Below are 14,239 nucleotides of genomic sequence, written 5' to 3'. Positions count from 1 at the left end.
TCCATCTGGTCCGGATGGACCACCCCGTGAGCCAGCGCGGTGGCCGGACCTCTGGCCCACCACATGGTCCATCTGGTTCGGATGGACCACTCAGTGCGCCACCCCATTCGGACGGCCGCTCCGGTGATCCATCTGGTTCGGATGGATCACTCAGCGCGCCACCCCATTCGGACGGCCGGTCCGGTGATCCATCTGGTTCGGATGGGTCACCGGGTGAGCCAGGGCGGGGGCCGGAGCCCTGGTCCACCACATGATCCATCCGGACGTCGCTGGACCACATACCGCCGACCCTGGCCGAACGTCGCGGGACCGCATAGCGCCGACCCTGACCGGACGGCGTGATGACGGCGCGTGAGCCCAGGCCTGTCGGCGGGTGGGCGGGGTGCGGTAGACATCGGCCATGAGCCTCGTCGCCACCGTCCTCACCGCCCTCGTGGCGCTGATCCACGTCTACATCGTCGTCCTCGAGATGGCGCTGTGGACCACCCCGCGGGGGCGCGCGGCGTTCGGGACGACGAAGGAGTTCGCCCAGGAGACCAAGGTCCTCGGCGCCAACCAGGGCCTGTACAACGGCTTCCTCGTCGCGGCCCTCGTCCTCGGCCTCGTCGGCCCGGCCGACCACCGGTTCGCGTTCGCCGTCTTCGGGCTCGCCTGCGTCGTCGTCGCCGGGCTCTACGGCGCGGCCACCGCGAGCCGCCGCATCCTGCTCGTCCAGGCGCTCCCGGGCGCCCTCGCGCTCGTCGCCCAGCTGCTCGCCCGCTGACCCGTCGGCCCGCGGGTCGCGCCCACCAACGACCTCACCGCAGGAGCACGTTGGCCACGACGGTCAGCAGCACGGACAGCACGACGGACACGAGGATCATCATCAGGCACCCGGGGGCGCCGCCGGCGGGTCGGATCTTCAGCGGGGACATGCCCGCCTCCCTGCCCACCGACGGCGGGTTCATGCTTGACGACCCCACACATACTCGGTATACATGGCCCATCACGGTCGGTATACCCGGTATCTCGACCCTTGCGGAGGGAGCTGCCGGATGTCCGTCAGGTCGGGCCTCATGGCCCTGCTCGCGGAGGGCGAGAAGTACGGCGCCCAGCTGCGCAGCGAGTTCGAGGGGCGCACCGGCGGCACCTGGCCGCTCAACGTCGGGCAGGTCTACACGACCCTCGACCGCCTCGTGCGCGACGGCCTCGTCGAGCAGGTCGGCGACGCCGACCCCGAGGGCCGCATCGCCTACCGCCTCACCCCGGCCGGGCGCCTCGAGCTCGACTCCTGGTGGGACACCCCCGTCGACCGCACGAGCACCCCGCGCGACGAGCTGACGATCAAGCTCGCCCTCGCCGTCACGGCGCCCGAGGTCGACGTGCGCCGCGTCGTGCAGACCCAGCGGACCGCGACGCTGCGGCACCTGCGCGACCTCACCCGCCTCAAGCGCGAGGCCCTCGGCGGCGCGGAGGGGGCCGCCGAGGGCACGCCCTCCCGCGACGACACCGGCCTGGCGTGGCTGCTCGTCCTCGAGAACCTCGTCTTCGCCGCCGAGGCCGAGGTCCGCTGGCTCGACCACGTCGAGACGATGCTCGCCCGCCGGCCGCCCCCGGCGGCAGCCGGCACCGGTGGCCCCTCGGTCGAGGACGCCGCCACACCCGCCGACGGCGCCACACCCGCCGACGGCGCCCGGCCCGCCGACGGCGCCCGAGGCGCCCTGGCGCTCGACCGCGAACCGATGACCACGCACCACGGGGGGAACCAGTCATGACCGCAGCACACGTCGTCCTCACCGACGTCACCCGCGTCCACGGCACCGGCGACACGGCGGTCACCGCCCTCGCCGGCGTCAGCCTCGAGATCGGCCTCGGCGAGCTCGTCGCCGTCATGGGCCCGAGCGGGTCGGGCAAGTCGACCCTGCTCAACGTCGCCGGCGGCCTCGACAGGCCGACCTCGGGCAGCGTGTCGATCGGCGGCGACGCCCTCGAGGACCTCGGCCCCCGCGACCTCGCCCGGCTGCGGCGCCGCCGGATGGGCTTCGTCTTCCAGGACTACAACCTCATCCCCAGCCTCACCGCGGCCGAGAACGTCGCCCTGCCCCTCGAGCTCGACGGCATCCGCGCCCGCCAGGCCCGCAGGCAGGCCCGCCACACCCTCGACCTCATGAGCCTGATGGACCTCTCCGACCGCTACCCCGACCAGATGTCGGGGGGCCAGCAGCAGCGCGTCGCCATCGCCCGGGCCCTCGTCGGCAGCCGCCGCTTCGTCCTCGCCGACGAGCCCACCGGCGCCCTCGACAGCCACACCGGCGAAGAGGTGCTGCGCGTCCTGCGCGAGCGCTGCGACGAGGGCGTCGCCGGCCTCCTCGTCACCCACGAGGCGCGGCACGCCGCCTGGGCCGACCGGGTCGTCTTCCTCCGCGACGGGGTCGTCGTCGACTCCACGGGCGAGCGCGAGACGCCCGAGGACCTCCTCGCGAGCGAGGCAGCAGCCCGATGACGACCCTCGTCCACCCCGACGAGCGCACCGGTGACGCGCCGCGCGAGGAACCCCCCACCCCCGGCGGCAGCCGGTTCGCGACCTGGCGCTCGACGTGGTCGGTGGCGCTGCGGATGGCGCGGCGCGACGTGCGCCGCCACCGCGGGCGCAGCGCCCTCGCGGTCGTCATGGTCGTCATCCCGACGCTGCTCCTGTCGGCCCTCGTCACCTTCGCGGCGACCTCGGACATCGCCGGCACCGAGCTGATCGCCCCGACGATGGGGAACGGACAGGCGCTCCTCGAGGGGCCCGACGCGTTGCAGATCAGCCAAGGCGTGTCGGCCCAGGAGGGCTACGGGTCCGGCCCCGGCGAGGCCACCGCCGTCCCGGGGTTCGACCGCGAGAAGGACGCCTTCGGCAACGCCGACGCCGTGGCAGCGCTCGTCGGTGCCCCCGTCAGCCCGGTCGTCGTGTTCCCCGGGCGGGTCACCGTCGGCGAGCGGCGCCTCTCCGTCGACATCACGGCACTCGACGGCCGCGTCGACCTCGGCGAGCGCCTCCGTCTCCTCGACGGCCGCTGGCCGACCACCGCCTCCGAGGTCCTGGTCACCGAGGCCGCCGTCGCACGCGGCGTCCCGGCGAGGGGCACCCTCTCCGTGTCGGTCGACGACACCGCCTCGACCCTGACCGTCGTCGGCACCGCGAAGACGGGCGGGATGTGGACCTCCGGCGGCCTCGTCGTCCCCGCGCCGCTGCCGGGCGCGCAGGCCTCCAGCGGCAGCTCGTGGATCGTCCGCGGCGACGACCCCGTCACCTGGCAGGACCTGCGCCGCCTCAACGGCCACGGCTTCAGCGTCACGTCCGCCGAGGTCCTGCGGAACCCGCCGACCGAGGCACAGCTGCGTGAGGCCGGCGCCGACACCGCGGTCGCCGCGAACAACGAGCTGCGCCTGATGGTGGCGCTCGGGGCGGTCATGCTCCTCACGACGTGCACCCTCCTCGTCGGGCCCGCCTTCGCCGTCAGCGCCAACCGCCAGCGGCGCACCCTGGCGCTGGCCGCGAGCAACGGGGCGACGACGGCGGTGCTGCGCCGCACGGTGCTCTCGCAGGCCCTCGTCCTCGGGGGCGTCTCGGCCGTCATCGGCCCCGTCGTCGGGGTCGCCGCTGCCTACGCCGTCGTCGTGTGGACCCGCCGCGACGGCGAGGGGATCCAGGCGCCGTTCGACGTCCGGCCCGGGCTCCTCGCGGCCATCGCCGTGTGCGCGCTGCTGAGCACCGTCGTCGCGGCGCTCGTGCCCGCCCGGCGGCTCGGACGGCTCGACATCGTCGGCGTCATGCGCGGCCAGAGCGTCTCCCCCCGCCCCAGCCCGTGGATCTTCGCGACCGGGGTGGTGCTCGCCGGTGCGGGGAGCGCCGTCCTCATCACGGCCACCGGAGCCGTGATGCCGGACGGCGGCCAGCGGATGGTCGCGGGCCTGTCCCCCGACGTCCTCGTGGTGTTCGGGGCGATCGCCCTCATCCTCGGCTCCCTCTTCCTCGTCCCGCTCATCCTCGCCGGGGTGGGTCGGGCCGGCGGCACGCTGCCGACGGCCCTGCGGATGGCGGCGCGCGACCTCGCCCGGCACCGGGCCCGCAGCGCCCCGTCGGTCGCCGCGGTCCTCGCGGCCGTGGCCGGGCTGACCTTCGGGCTCACCGGCCTCGAGAGTGACACCGAGCAGCGCCGGGCGGAGTACGTGCCGCAGACCCTCGCGGGCGAGGCGGTGCTGAGCGCGTGGGCCGCCGACCTCGTCCCCGACGAGGCCTCGGTGCGCACCATCGTCCCGGGCGCCGTCGTCACCCAGAACCGGGTCGTCGACACCGGGGACCCGTGGCAGACCGGCCGGCAGCCGACCGAGCCCTACCGGCTCGTCTTCGTCAACGTCCTCGTCCCGGGCTGCACGCCGGAACAGTCGCTCGGCTTCTACGTCCCGCAGTCCGAGGGAGTCGACGAGGCCACGATCCAGAAGTGCGGGAGGCTGGGCACGACCGGCACGGGTGACGCCAGCGTCCTCGTCCTGCCCGCCGACGAGCTCGTCCGTCGCCTCGACCTCGACGAGGCGCAGGCCACCGCGGTCCGTGGCGGCGCGGCCATCGCCCGGGGCCTGGACGGCCCGAGCGTGACGGTCGTGCGCGGCACGTTCGCCCAGGACCCGACGGCCCAGGAGGCCGTCGACCCCGACGTCGAGGTCGACCAGCAGGTGACCGTCCCCCTCGTCGCGGTGCCGAACACGAAGGAGTCCTCCGGTGCGATGCTCCAGACGGGGCTGGCCTTCGCGGCCGACACGGCGACGACCCGCGGCTGGCCGACGATTGCGCGCAGCCTGACCATCCGGACCGAGGACGGCCGCGCCATCACGACCGAGCAGGCCGAGCAGCTCCAGCAGCGCGCGGGGGACGACACCGAAGTCCAGGTCGAGCGCGGGTTCCAGCGCGAGGACCGGCTCGTCGTCGGCATCCTCCTCGGGGTGTTCGCCCTCCTCATCCTCGTCGTGACGCTCACCTCGACCGCCCTGACCCTCGCCGAGCAGCAGACCGACCAGGCCACCCTCGCCGCCCTCGGGGCGACCCGAGGGACGCGGCGGGTCATGGCGGCCGGGCAGGCCTTCCTCCTGGCGGCGGTCGGTTGCGTGCTCGGGGTCGGGGTGGGGCTGGTCCCCGGCATCGCCATCGCCAAGCCGCTGACCTCCGACAGCTGGGACCCGCTCACCGGGCAGCAGATGGCGACCGACGGGGTCCTCGTCATCCCGTGGGCGTCCCTGCTCATCCTCGGGGTCCTCGTCCCGCTGGTGGCGGCAGCCCTGGCCGCGGCCGGTATCCGCAAGGCGCCACAGGTCACCCGTCGCGCCACCTGAGGCCGGAGGCTCCGCTCGCCGGGCGGCGGTAGACTGGGTGGCAGCACAGGGTCCTGGTGCGTCGTTGGAGGCGGGTTCGGCGCACGCCCGATCCGCCGTACCCGGCGCTCGACCCGAAGGCACCACCGATGTCACCCATCGCCTCCTACCGCCGGCTGTTCACCCTCGCCGGACCCCTCTACGTCGCCGTCGCGTTCATCGGGCGGCTCCCGCTCGCGATGAGCCAGATGGGCGCCCTCCTCCTCGTCTCCGGCTCGACCGGCTCGTACGGGCTCGGCGGCGCCGCGGCCGGTGCGCTGGCCGTGGCCAACGCCATCGGCGCCCCGGTCGCCGGGGCCCTCGCCGACCGGGTGGGCCAGCGCCCGGTCGTCCTGGTCCAGTCGCTGCTCGGTGGCGCCGGGCTGCTGCTGCTCGTGATGACGTCCCACGCCGACGTCGCGCCGGGCCTCGTCATCGCATCGGCGGGGTTGGCCGGCGCCGCGATGCCGCAGATCGGCCCGCTCGCCCGGGTCCGGTGGCGACCCATCACCCGGGCGCAGGGTCCGCGCCAGCCACGCCTCATGGAGGCCGCCTTCTCGTACGAGGGCGCCGCCGACGAGGCGTCGTTCGTCCTCGGCCCCGCGCTGCTCGGGCTGCTCGTCGTGCTCGCGAGCCCGTCGCTGGCGATCGTCGTCGCGGCCACCGTGCTCCTCGTGTTCGGCTGTGCCTTCGCGCTGCACCCCACCGCCCGGCTCACCCACGCACACCGGGCGGCCGTCGACGGTGGTGCCCGCCTCGTCACGGGCACCTTCGTCGTCCTCGCCGTCGCGCAGCTGCTCATCGGCGTCGTCTTCGGCTCGATCCAGACGGGCACCACCGTCCTCGCGACGCAGGCCGGCCAGGCAGGCGTCGCCGGTCTCGTCCACGCCTCGCTGGGGGTGGGCTCGGTCATCGCCGGGCTCGCGGTGGCCGGCCTGCCGTCCCGGTTCGGCTACGCCCCACGGGTCCTGGTGGCGGCGGTCGGCCTGGCCCTGCTCTCCTCGCCGCTCCTCGTCACCGACTCGGTGCCGGTCCTCTTCGCCGTCGTCCTCGTCCTCGGGTTCGTCGTCGCGCCGTACATGATCAGCGTCTTCATGCTCGGCGAGCGGGCCGCCCCGCCCTCGAAGGTCGGCGCGGCGATGACGCTCCTCGCCGGCGCGACCGGCATCGGCTACGCCATCGGGTCGGGCGTCGCGGGTCGGCTCGCCGACGTCCACGGCCACCTCGGGGCGTTCTCCGTCACCGTCGCCGCCGGCGTGGGCGCGGCCCTCCTGGCCCTCCTCGCGCAGCCGGCGCTGCGCCGTCTCGGCGGACCCGACGCGCTCGCCCCCGAGCCGGGCGCCGAGGTGCCCGCCCCCGCGACCTCCTGAGCGCCCGCCCCCGGACGAGGGGCGGATGCGAAGGGTCCGCGACCTTCGACACGGTCGACGAGTCCCGTCGGGCTGCATCCAGCCGGGGGACCGACCCGGAAGAGGGGGTGTCACACCTCCTCTTCCGAAGGGAAACCCGAGCATGCGCACTGCCCTCGCGGGAGCCGCGGCCCTTGCCGTCGCCGCCCTCCCCCTCGCAGCATTCGCCACCCCTGCCGCCGCGGCCGACGACGCCAAGGTCGTCGTCGTCCACGCTGTCCCGGGGCTCACCGTCGACGTGTACGTCAGTGCCGACACCACCTACACCGCGGAGGAGGCCCTCCTCACCGACTTCGAGCCGGGTACCGTCACCGACCCGGTCGACCTCCCCGCCGGGACCTACAACCTCGCCGTCTTCGCGGCCGACGGCGACCCCTCCGGCGACCCGGCGATCGAGGCCACCGACGTGACCGTCCCCGCGGACGCGAACATCTCGGTCGCCGCCCACCTCGACGCCGGCGGCGACCCCGTCCTCACGCCGTTCGTCAACGACGTCAGCGAGACCGCGGCGGGCCAGGGTCGGCTCATCGTGCGCCACACCGCCGCCGCCCCGGCGGTCGACGTGCTCGCCGGCGGGGAGGCCGTCTTCAGCGACCTCACCAACCCCGACGAGGCCAAGGCCGACCTCCCGGCCGGCACCGTCTCGGCCTCGGTCGCCCTGGCCGGCACCACCGACCCGGTGATCGGCCCGGCCGACGTCCCGGTGACCGAGGGCGCCGCGACCATCGTCTACGCCTGGGGCTCGGCCGAGGAGGACTCCCTCGACGTCGCCGTGCAGACCATCGACGGCCTGCACAGCGCCCCCTCGGGCGTCCCGTCCGGCACTGCGGACCTGCCCGCCGACGGCACGCCCGTGCTCCTCGGCGGCCTCGCCCTGCTGGCGACCCTCGTCGCCGGTGGTGCGGCGGTCCAGGTCCGTCGCACCCGAGCCTGACCCCCCACCCGTCGGGCTCGACACCGCCGACCCTGCGTCGGGCCCGACCGCAGCCCGGCCGGGGGACCGTTCCGACGGTCTCCCGGCCCGGGCCGTCGCGTCGAGTCGCCCGGCTCGTCACCCTGTCCCGAGGAGGGAGCGCATGACCCGGACCCCCCGACCCACCCGCTGGGCCGCCGTCTCGGCCGGTGCCGCCGTCGTGGCGGTGCTGGCCGTCGTCGCCCTCGTGGCGTGGGTGCTCGCCCGGCCGGGGGCGTCGGAGGGCGCGGAGCTCGCACAGGTGCGCGGCTCCCCCACCGCCTCTGCGTCCCCGTCCGGCCCGGGTCCCAGCCCGTCGTTCAGCCCGCCGCCGACCCGGGACGCCACGCTCGGGTCGTTGGCCTCCCGCGACACCCCGGCGCCCTCCCGCCTGCGCATCCCCGACCTCGACGTCGACGCCACCGTCACGGGCGTCGGTGTCCAGGCCGACGGGGCGATGGTCATCCCGGCCGCACCGACGAGCGTCGGCTGGTACCGGTTCGGCTCGGCGCCCGCCGACCCCGAGGGCCACACGGTCATCGCGGGCCACGTCGCCACCCGTGAGGACGGGCCCGGAGCCCTCGCCGCCCTGCGCAGCGCGCGGCCCGGCATGCGGGTCGTCGTCACCACGGCGGACGGCACCGAGCACGCGTACGAGGTGAGGGGGCGGGAGGCGATCGTGAAGAAGGCCCTGCCGGTGGACGAGATCTTCGCCCGCGACGGACGGCCCCTGCTCGTCCTCATCACGTGCGGCGGCGAGTACCTCCCCGAGCTGCGCAGCCACCGCGACAACGTCGTCGTCACCGCGGTCCCGGTCTGAGGCCGCCGACGCCCGGGTCCCGGCTCAGGACACCGGGGGCTCGAGGCTGAGGACGTCGCCGACCTGGCAGCCGAGGACGTCGCAGATCGCGGTCACCGTGCTGAACCGGACGGCCTTGGCGCGGTTGTTCTTCAGGACCGAGAGGTTGACGACGGTGACCCCGACGGCCTCCGCGAGGGCGGCGAGCGTCATCCCGCGCTCCTCGAGGAGTCGGTCGAGGTGGCAGACGACCCGGTGCGGTTCCTCGACGGGCATCAGACGAGGCCCTCGACGTCGTCGCGCAGGCGGCTGCCGCCCTTGAACGCCTCGGCGAGGAGGCCGACGACCATCCCGGCGACCACCGGGATCCCGGGGACCGCCGTCCAGGCGGCGGCCTCGGCGCTCCCGAGGTCGGTCCGGCCCAGGAGGGCGCCGCTGATGGACACCTCGACGAAGTAGAGCACCGGCGCCCCGACGACGAGGAGCATCCCCACCGTCCGCAGCCGGCGAACGTTGGCGGGGTGGAACGGGTCACCGCCCGCGACGGTGCGCATGACCGAGAGGAGGAGCCAGCACCCGAGGAGCACCATGCCCGTGAGGAGCACGCCCGGCAGGAGGTCGAGGAAGCGCCAGAGGCCGCCCGGCTCGGGGAGCAGGACCTCGAAGGTCCCGGCTCCGTCGTCTCCGAGGGGCAGCTCGAGGCCGGGCGCCTGGACCGGAGCGACGACCTCGACCGGGAGCGCGTCGCCGCCGGCCCAGCGCAGGGCGGGCTGCACGACCTCGACGACCGCGGTCACCAGGGCGACGGCGCCGAGGACGAGGCCGAGTCCCCACCGGTCGAACCGGTCGAAGGTCAGCGGGTCCTTCTTCTCGGTGGGGTGCGGCGACGGCGGGCGCTGCTCGGTCATGGGGTCCCCCTCGGGTCCGGGTGCATATCGATGGTCGATGACATCGACAGACGATATGCATATCGTTTCTCGATGTCAACCGCTTCGTGCGCACTTTCCGCCGCGTGTGCTCAGGCGGCTGCTCCGGCGACCACCTGGGCACACGCGGCCCGTGGTCCCCGCGGCGTGTGCTGACGTGGCTGCGGGCGCGACCACCTGGGCACACGCGACGAGGCCGCGGGTGCGGTGTTGCAGGATGGGTCCATGAGCGAGCAGCCGCGTGACGACCGCGACCAGGGCGACGAGGACCGGGGCGTGCCTGCCACCGTGACGAGCGACGGCGAGCGCGTCGTCGTCGTCACCCCCGACGGGATGGGCGTCGCGCCGCACCCGACGCCCGGTGAGCCCGACGCCGGCGAGAGCCCCCGCCCGCGCTCCACGAACCCCGCCGACCTCGTCGAGCAGCCGGCCAAGGTGATGCGCATCGGGTCGATGGTCAAGCAGCTCCTCGAGGAGGTGCGCAGCGCCCCGCTCGACGACCGCGGCCGGGCCCGGCTCGCCGACATCCACGACCGCTCCATCGCCGAGCTCAAGGACGGCCTGGCCCCCGAGCTCATCGCCGAGCTCGAGCGGATCGCCCTGCCGTTCAAGGACGCCGAGCCGTCGGATGCCGAGCTGCGGATCGCCCAGGCCCAGCTCGTCGGGTGGCTCGAAGGGCTCTTCCACGGCATCCAGACGGCCCTCGTCGCGCAGCAGATGGCCGCCCAGGCGCAGCTGCAGCAGATGCGCCAGCTGCCCCCGGGCACCTCGGCCCCGCACCCGTCGATGCCGCACGGCGCGCCGGGCCTGCCCACCAACGGCTCGCAGGAGCCCGGTCACGCCGAGGGCACCGGCCAGTACCTCTGACCGAGCGGGCCGCCCCCTCTCACTGGGCAGCCCGGGGGATGAGCCGTCCGAGGAGCTCTCCCGCCCCGAATGTCACCGAACCTCCGCAATGTCACCCGACATCGGGGGCCACTGCGGAGGTTCGGTGACATTCGGCGAGTTCGGCACGGGCCGCGCGGGATCGGCTCGGGTGCGGCGCGGGATGGGCTCGGGTGCGACGCGGCCCCCGGAGTGGCCTCAGGTCGGGCGGCGGAGGTTCAGCACCAGGGGCTTGCCGAAGAGCAGGGTGCGTCCCTCGCGGTGCTCGACCCCCACGACGAGGACCAGCTCGAGCACCAGCTTCGCGCCGAGCACGAGCAGCGAGACAGCCATCTTCGCCCCGTCGCTCGCCTGGAGGAGCGGCTCGCTGTCGGACACCTCGTTCTGGCCCGTCGCGATCATCGGGGCGAAGAGCGCGACGTACGCCAGCATCATCCGCGTGTACGCCTGGAGGAAGCCCCACACCCCCACCGGCGTCCGGTCGCGGACCAGGCCCCGCACCGACCAGCCGTACACGAGGACGCCGATCCCGCCGAGGACGAGCACGGTGACCCACGGCGCCCGCACCGGCGACCACGGCAGCACGACGACCACCCCCACGAGGAACGGCACGAGCGCGAACGCCCCGTAGTGGACCCCGAAGAAGAGCAGCGCGAACCCGTTCTGGCCGCCCTCGTGGCGGCGTCGCACGAGCCGCACCAGCGTCCACGCGTAGATCGTCACGACCTCGATCGCCAGCCACAGCCACACGTCGCCGTACCCGATGGTCCCGGTGAGGACGGCGACGACGGGCGCGAGGTTGGCCGCGAGCACGAGCATGACGACGAGGACGCGCGCCTGCCCCGCGCCGAGGGAGTCGCCCGCCCGCAGCGCGAGCTGGACACCGAGGACGCGGCCGAGCCCGTGGAGCAGCGCCCTCACGACCCCCCACCCCGCCCCGCCCCGACGGGCACGACCGACCCCGGCCGCCCGTCCATCCGGCGCAACGGCGACAGCCACCCGAACACCGCGGCGAGGAGACCCACCGCCACGACCGACACGAGCGCCACCCGAAGCCCGACGAGCCCGGCCAGCGCACTGGCCCCCAACGCCCCGAAGGTCCAGCCGACCCCGAACGAGAGCATCCGGCCGGCGGTGTTGACCCGTCCGAGCAGCGGCTCGGGGGTCACCTGCTGGCGGTAGGTCATCGAGTTGAGGATGACGCCCTGGTACGAGACGCCCCACACGACCATCCCGACGACGGCCACGGCCCACGAGGACGTCGTCGTCACCACGACGCCGGTGACGCCGGCCACCGGCAGCCAGAGCAGGGTCAGCCGGTTCGGCGTCAGCCGCCGCAGGAGCCACGGCGTGATCGCCGCGACGAGCATCCCGCCGACGCCCCACACCGCGAAGAGCAGCCCGAACCGCAGCCCGCTCGTCCCGACCCCGAGCAGCCGGTCGGCGAACGGCACCGACAGCGACATGAACCCGGCCCCCGACAGGGACAGGAGGAAGCCGATGATCGTCTGCGAGCGCACCCCCGCGTGCCCCCAGAGGAAGCGCAACCCTTCGCCGACCTCGGTGACGAGCACTCGCGGCCTCAGCCGGGGCAGCCCGGACCGGCTCTGCGACAGCTGGGTCCGGATCCCGAACACGCACACGGCCGACGCCACGAACGACAGCGCATCGACCCCCAGCAGCACCGCGGGGTCGACGAACGCCAGGAGGACGCCGGTCGCCATCGGGACGCCGAGGTCGAGGAAGGAGCCCACCCCCCAGATCGCCGCGTTCGCCTCGCCGATCCGGTCGCGACCGACGATGGCGGGCAGGGCCCCGAAGGCAGCGCCGTCGAAGAAGACGAACGCCGCCTGCGAGAGGAACCCCGCGGCCAGGGCGTGGGGCGCGGTCAGCGTCCCGAACCAGTGGGCCAGCGGCACCGACACGATGGCGAGCGCCGCGACGACATCGGCGACGACCATGACCCGGCGGCGGTCGAGCCGGTCGGACAGGGCGCCCGAGAACAGCCCCAGCAGCAGGTAGGGCAGGCCCTCGACGACGGTGATGAGCGCGGTGAGCGACGGGCTCCCGCTCAGCCGGTAGACGAGGACCGGCAGCGCCACGGCCGTGACGAGCGTCCCGGTGATCGAGACCTCGCGGGCCAGCCAGTAGCGCCGGAAGTCACGGTCGCGGCGCAACGGCGGCCGGGCGACCGGGGCCGCCCCCGCCCCCGCCTCCGTCACAGGGCGGACGCGGCGGCTCGACCCGCGGCCCTCCCGGAGAACAGGCAGCCGCCGACGAAGGTCCCCTCGAGGGCGCGGTACCCGTGGACCCCGCCACCGCCGAAGCCGGCCACCTCGCCGGCCGCGAACAGCCCCGGCACCGGCGACCCCGACGCGTCGAGGACGCGGCTCGACAGGTCGGTGTGCAGGCCGCCGAGCGTCTTGCGCGACAGCACCCGCAGGCGCACCGCCACCAGTGGCCCGTGCTTCGGGTCGAGGATGCGGTGGAGGGGGAACGCGCGCTTGGTCAGCCGGTCGCCGCGGTACTTCCGGGCCGCGCGGATCGCGGTGATCTGGCCGTCCTTGGCGTAGGCGTTGTCGACCTGGCGGTCGCGTTCGACGACCTGCCGCTCGATGTGCTCGGCGTCGAGCGGGGCGTCGGGGGTCAGCGCGTTCATCTTCCCGACGAGCGCGCGGACGGTGACCGCGGTGAGCCAGTCCTCGCCGTGGTCGAGGAACGCCCTGACCGACGGCGTCACCTTGGTGATCGGCCGCTTGAGGACGTCGCGGTAGCGCCGCTGCGTGAGGTCGAGGTTCTGCTCCGACCCCGACAGGGCGAACTCCTTGCCGACGATCGAGCTGTTGAGGACGAACCACGAGTGGTCGAACCCGGTGTGCCGCAGGTGGTCGAGGGTGCCGAGGGTGTCGTAGCCCGGGTAGTTCGGCGCCGGGAGCCGGTTGCCCGCACCGTCGAACCACATGGACGACGGGCCCGGGAGGATGCGGATCGCGTGTCCCGGCCACACCGGGTCCCAGTTGCGCACGCCCTCGACGTAGTGCCACATCCGGTCGCGGTTGACGACGGTTCCACCGGCCGCCTCGGTGATGGCGATCATCCGGCCGTCGACGTAGGCCGGCACCCCGGTGAGCAGCTCGGCGGGCGGATCGCCCAGTCGTGCAGGCCAGTTCGCACGGACGAGGTCGTGGTTCCCGCCGATGCCCCCGGAGGTGACGATGACGGCCTGGCCCCCGTACTCGAAGTCGCCGACGACGTCCCGGTTGCTCTCGACGCCGCGTGGCGAGGAGTCGGGGGCGAGGACCGCTCCGCGCGCCCCGGTGACGACACCACCCGACGTCACGAGCTCGTCGACCCGGTGCCGTGCCCGGTAGAACACCCGGCCGGCGGCGATGTGCTCGCGCACCCGCTCGGCGAAGGGGGCGACGACCCCGGTCCCCGTGCCCCACGGGATGTGGAAGCGCGGCACCGAGTTGCCGTGCCCGCCCGACGTCCCGTCACCGCGCTCGGCCCAGCCGACGACGGGGAAGAACGAGATCCCCCTCTCGCGCAGCCAGGCCCGCTTCTCGCCGGCCGCCCACTCGACGTAGGCGCGGCCCCACCTCCGCCCCCAGTGGTCGGGGCCCGGGCTGCCGTCGTCGGCGACGAGCCGGTCCCAGCCGGCGGTCCCCTGCCAGTCCTGCCAGGCGAGGTCGAAGGAGTCGGAGATGCCCATCCGGCGCTGCTCGGGGCTGTCGACGAGGAACAGGCCGCCGAAGCTCCACCACGCCTGGCCGCCGAGGTTGGCCTCGCTCTCCTGGTCGAGGAGGACGACCGAGCGCCCGGCCTCCGCGAGCTCGCAGGTGGCCACGAGGCCGGCGAGCCCGGCCCCCACGACGACGACGTCGGCATCCATGGGTGA

The 14,239-nt window shown here is 74.5% G+C and carries 13 protein-coding genes; 8 read left to right on the top strand and 5 right to left on the bottom strand.

From position 1 onward, the window contains the following. The first annotated feature begins 400 nt into the window (after positions 1 to 400). The 7 genes from ACFWN3_RS11795 (at position 401) to ACFWN3_RS11765 (ending at position 8,551) form a co-directional block, all read left to right on the top strand. The gene (locus ACFWN3_RS11795) at positions 401 to 763 is read left to right on the top strand and encodes a DUF1304 domain-containing protein (RefSeq protein WP_377639799.1); all 363 of its coding nucleotides are present in this window, start codon (positions 401 to 403) and stop codon (positions 761 to 763) included. A 271-nt stretch (positions 764 to 1,034) separates the two neighbouring features. Beyond that, positions 1,035 to 1,754 (top strand): PadR family transcriptional regulator, encoded by a 720-nt coding sequence (locus ACFWN3_RS11790; protein ID WP_377639797.1) that lies wholly within the window; start codon positions 1,035 to 1,037, stop codon positions 1,752 to 1,754. Next, positions 1,751 to 2,482: an ABC transporter ATP-binding protein gene (locus ACFWN3_RS11785; RefSeq protein WP_377639795.1), complete on the top strand. Its 732-nt coding sequence runs from the start codon at positions 1,751 to 1,753 to the stop codon at positions 2,480 to 2,482. Before ACFWN3_RS11790 ends, ACFWN3_RS11785 begins: the two co-directional genes overlap by 4 nt. Then, a complete protein-coding gene (locus tag ACFWN3_RS11780; RefSeq protein ID WP_377639793.1) occupies positions 2,479 to 5,352 on the top strand; it encodes an FtsX-like permease family protein in 2,874 nt (957 codons plus the stop codon). Before ACFWN3_RS11785 ends, ACFWN3_RS11780 begins: the two co-directional genes overlap by 4 nt. A gap of 128 nt (positions 5,353 to 5,480) precedes the next feature. Beyond that, a complete protein-coding gene (locus ACFWN3_RS11775) occupies positions 5,481 to 6,740 on the top strand; it encodes an MFS transporter (protein ID WP_377639792.1) in 1,260 nt (419 codons plus the stop codon). A 142-nt stretch (positions 6,741 to 6,882) separates the two neighbouring features. Further along, positions 6,883 to 7,713 (top strand): DUF4397 domain-containing protein, encoded by an 831-nt coding sequence (locus tag ACFWN3_RS11770; RefSeq protein ID WP_377639790.1) that lies wholly within the window; start codon positions 6,883 to 6,885, stop codon positions 7,711 to 7,713. Between the two features lie 142 nt (positions 7,714 to 7,855). Beyond that, complete coding sequence (locus tag ACFWN3_RS11765) at positions 7,856 to 8,551, top strand: class F sortase (protein ID WP_377639788.1); 696 nt, start codon at positions 7,856 to 7,858, stop codon at positions 8,549 to 8,551. A gap of 24 nt (positions 8,552 to 8,575) precedes the next feature. Here ACFWN3_RS11765 and ACFWN3_RS11760 read toward each other — a convergent pair whose 3' ends face one another. Both ACFWN3_RS11760 and ACFWN3_RS11755 read right to left on the bottom strand, forming a co-directional pair. Further along, entirely contained in the window at positions 8,576 to 8,806 is a 231-nt protein-coding gene (locus ACFWN3_RS11760) for a helix-turn-helix domain-containing protein (protein WP_377639786.1), read from the bottom strand. Continuing rightward, positions 8,806 to 9,438: a DUF2975 domain-containing protein gene (locus tag ACFWN3_RS11755; protein ID WP_377639784.1), complete on the bottom strand. Its 633-nt coding sequence runs from the start codon at positions 9,436 to 9,438 to the stop codon at positions 8,806 to 8,808. The genes ACFWN3_RS11760 and ACFWN3_RS11755 overlap by 1 nt, the downstream gene beginning before the upstream one ends. A 243-nt stretch (positions 9,439 to 9,681) precedes the next feature. On the opposite strand from ACFWN3_RS11755, the gene ACFWN3_RS11750 reads away from it, so the two are divergent. Next, positions 9,682 to 10,323, top strand: a complete 642-nt coding sequence (locus ACFWN3_RS11750; RefSeq protein ID WP_377639782.1) for a proteasome activator — start codon at positions 9,682 to 9,684, stop codon at positions 10,321 to 10,323. 216 nt (positions 10,324 to 10,539) lie between these two features. Here ACFWN3_RS11750 and ACFWN3_RS11745 read toward each other — a convergent pair whose 3' ends face one another. Genes ACFWN3_RS11745 through ACFWN3_RS11735 form a run of 3 tightly spaced genes read right to left on the bottom strand, consistent with a single transcriptional unit; the run spans position 10,540 to position 14,233 of the window. Beyond that, a complete protein-coding gene (locus ACFWN3_RS11745; protein WP_377639780.1) occupies positions 10,540 to 11,262 on the bottom strand; it encodes a DUF6498-containing protein in 723 nt (240 codons plus the stop codon). Continuing rightward, the gene (locus ACFWN3_RS11740; RefSeq protein ID WP_377639778.1) at positions 11,259 to 12,563 is read right to left on the bottom strand and encodes an MFS transporter; all 1,305 of its coding nucleotides are present in this window, start codon (positions 12,561 to 12,563) and stop codon (positions 11,259 to 11,261) included. The genes ACFWN3_RS11745 and ACFWN3_RS11740 overlap by 4 nt, the downstream gene beginning before the upstream one ends. Then, complete coding sequence (locus tag ACFWN3_RS11735) at positions 12,560 to 14,233, bottom strand: FAD-binding dehydrogenase (RefSeq protein WP_377639776.1); 1,674 nt, start codon at positions 14,231 to 14,233, stop codon at positions 12,560 to 12,562. The genes ACFWN3_RS11740 and ACFWN3_RS11735 overlap by 4 nt, the downstream gene beginning before the upstream one ends. Between the last annotated feature and the right edge of the window lie 6 nt (positions 14,234 to 14,239).

Origin of the sequence: Oryzobacter terrae (genome assembly GCF_042756445.1) — a bacterium.
GTDB classification, from domain to species: Bacteria; Actinomycetota; Actinomycetes; order Actinomycetales; family Dermatophilaceae; genus Oryzobacter; species Oryzobacter terrae.
Note: the sequence above shows the minus strand (reverse complement) of the source record. Positions and strands in the feature narration are given on the sequence as shown.

Coding starts and splice junctions, on each gene's coding strand:
- ACFWN3_RS11795 (WP_377639799.1), top strand. CDS start 401: ATGAGCCTCGTCGCCACCGTCCTCACCGCCCTCGTGGCGCTGATCCAC.
- ACFWN3_RS11790 (WP_377639797.1), top strand. CDS start 1,035: ATGTCCGTCAGGTCGGGCCTCATGGCCCTGCTCGCGGAGGGCGAGAAG.
- ACFWN3_RS11785 (WP_377639795.1), top strand. CDS start 1,751: ATGACCGCAGCACACGTCGTCCTCACCGACGTCACCCGCGTCCACGGC.
- ACFWN3_RS11780 (WP_377639793.1), top strand. CDS start 2,479: ATGACGACCCTCGTCCACCCCGACGAGCGCACCGGTGACGCGCCGCGC.
- ACFWN3_RS11775 (WP_377639792.1), top strand. CDS start 5,481: ATGTCACCCATCGCCTCCTACCGCCGGCTGTTCACCCTCGCCGGACCC.
- ACFWN3_RS11770 (WP_377639790.1), top strand. CDS start 6,883: ATGCGCACTGCCCTCGCGGGAGCCGCGGCCCTTGCCGTCGCCGCCCTC.
- ACFWN3_RS11765 (WP_377639788.1), top strand. CDS start 7,856: ATGACCCGGACCCCCCGACCCACCCGCTGGGCCGCCGTCTCGGCCGGT.
- ACFWN3_RS11760 (WP_377639786.1), bottom strand. CDS start 8,806: ATGCCCGTCGAGGAACCGCACCGGGTCGTCTGCCACCTCGACCGACTC.
- ACFWN3_RS11755 (WP_377639784.1), bottom strand. CDS start 9,438: ATGACCGAGCAGCGCCCGCCGTCGCCGCACCCCACCGAGAAGAAGGAC.
- ACFWN3_RS11750 (WP_377639782.1), top strand. CDS start 9,682: ATGAGCGAGCAGCCGCGTGACGACCGCGACCAGGGCGACGAGGACCGG.
- ACFWN3_RS11735 (WP_377639776.1), bottom strand. CDS start 14,233: ATGGATGCCGACGTCGTCGTCGTGGGGGCCGGGCTCGCCGGCCTCGTG.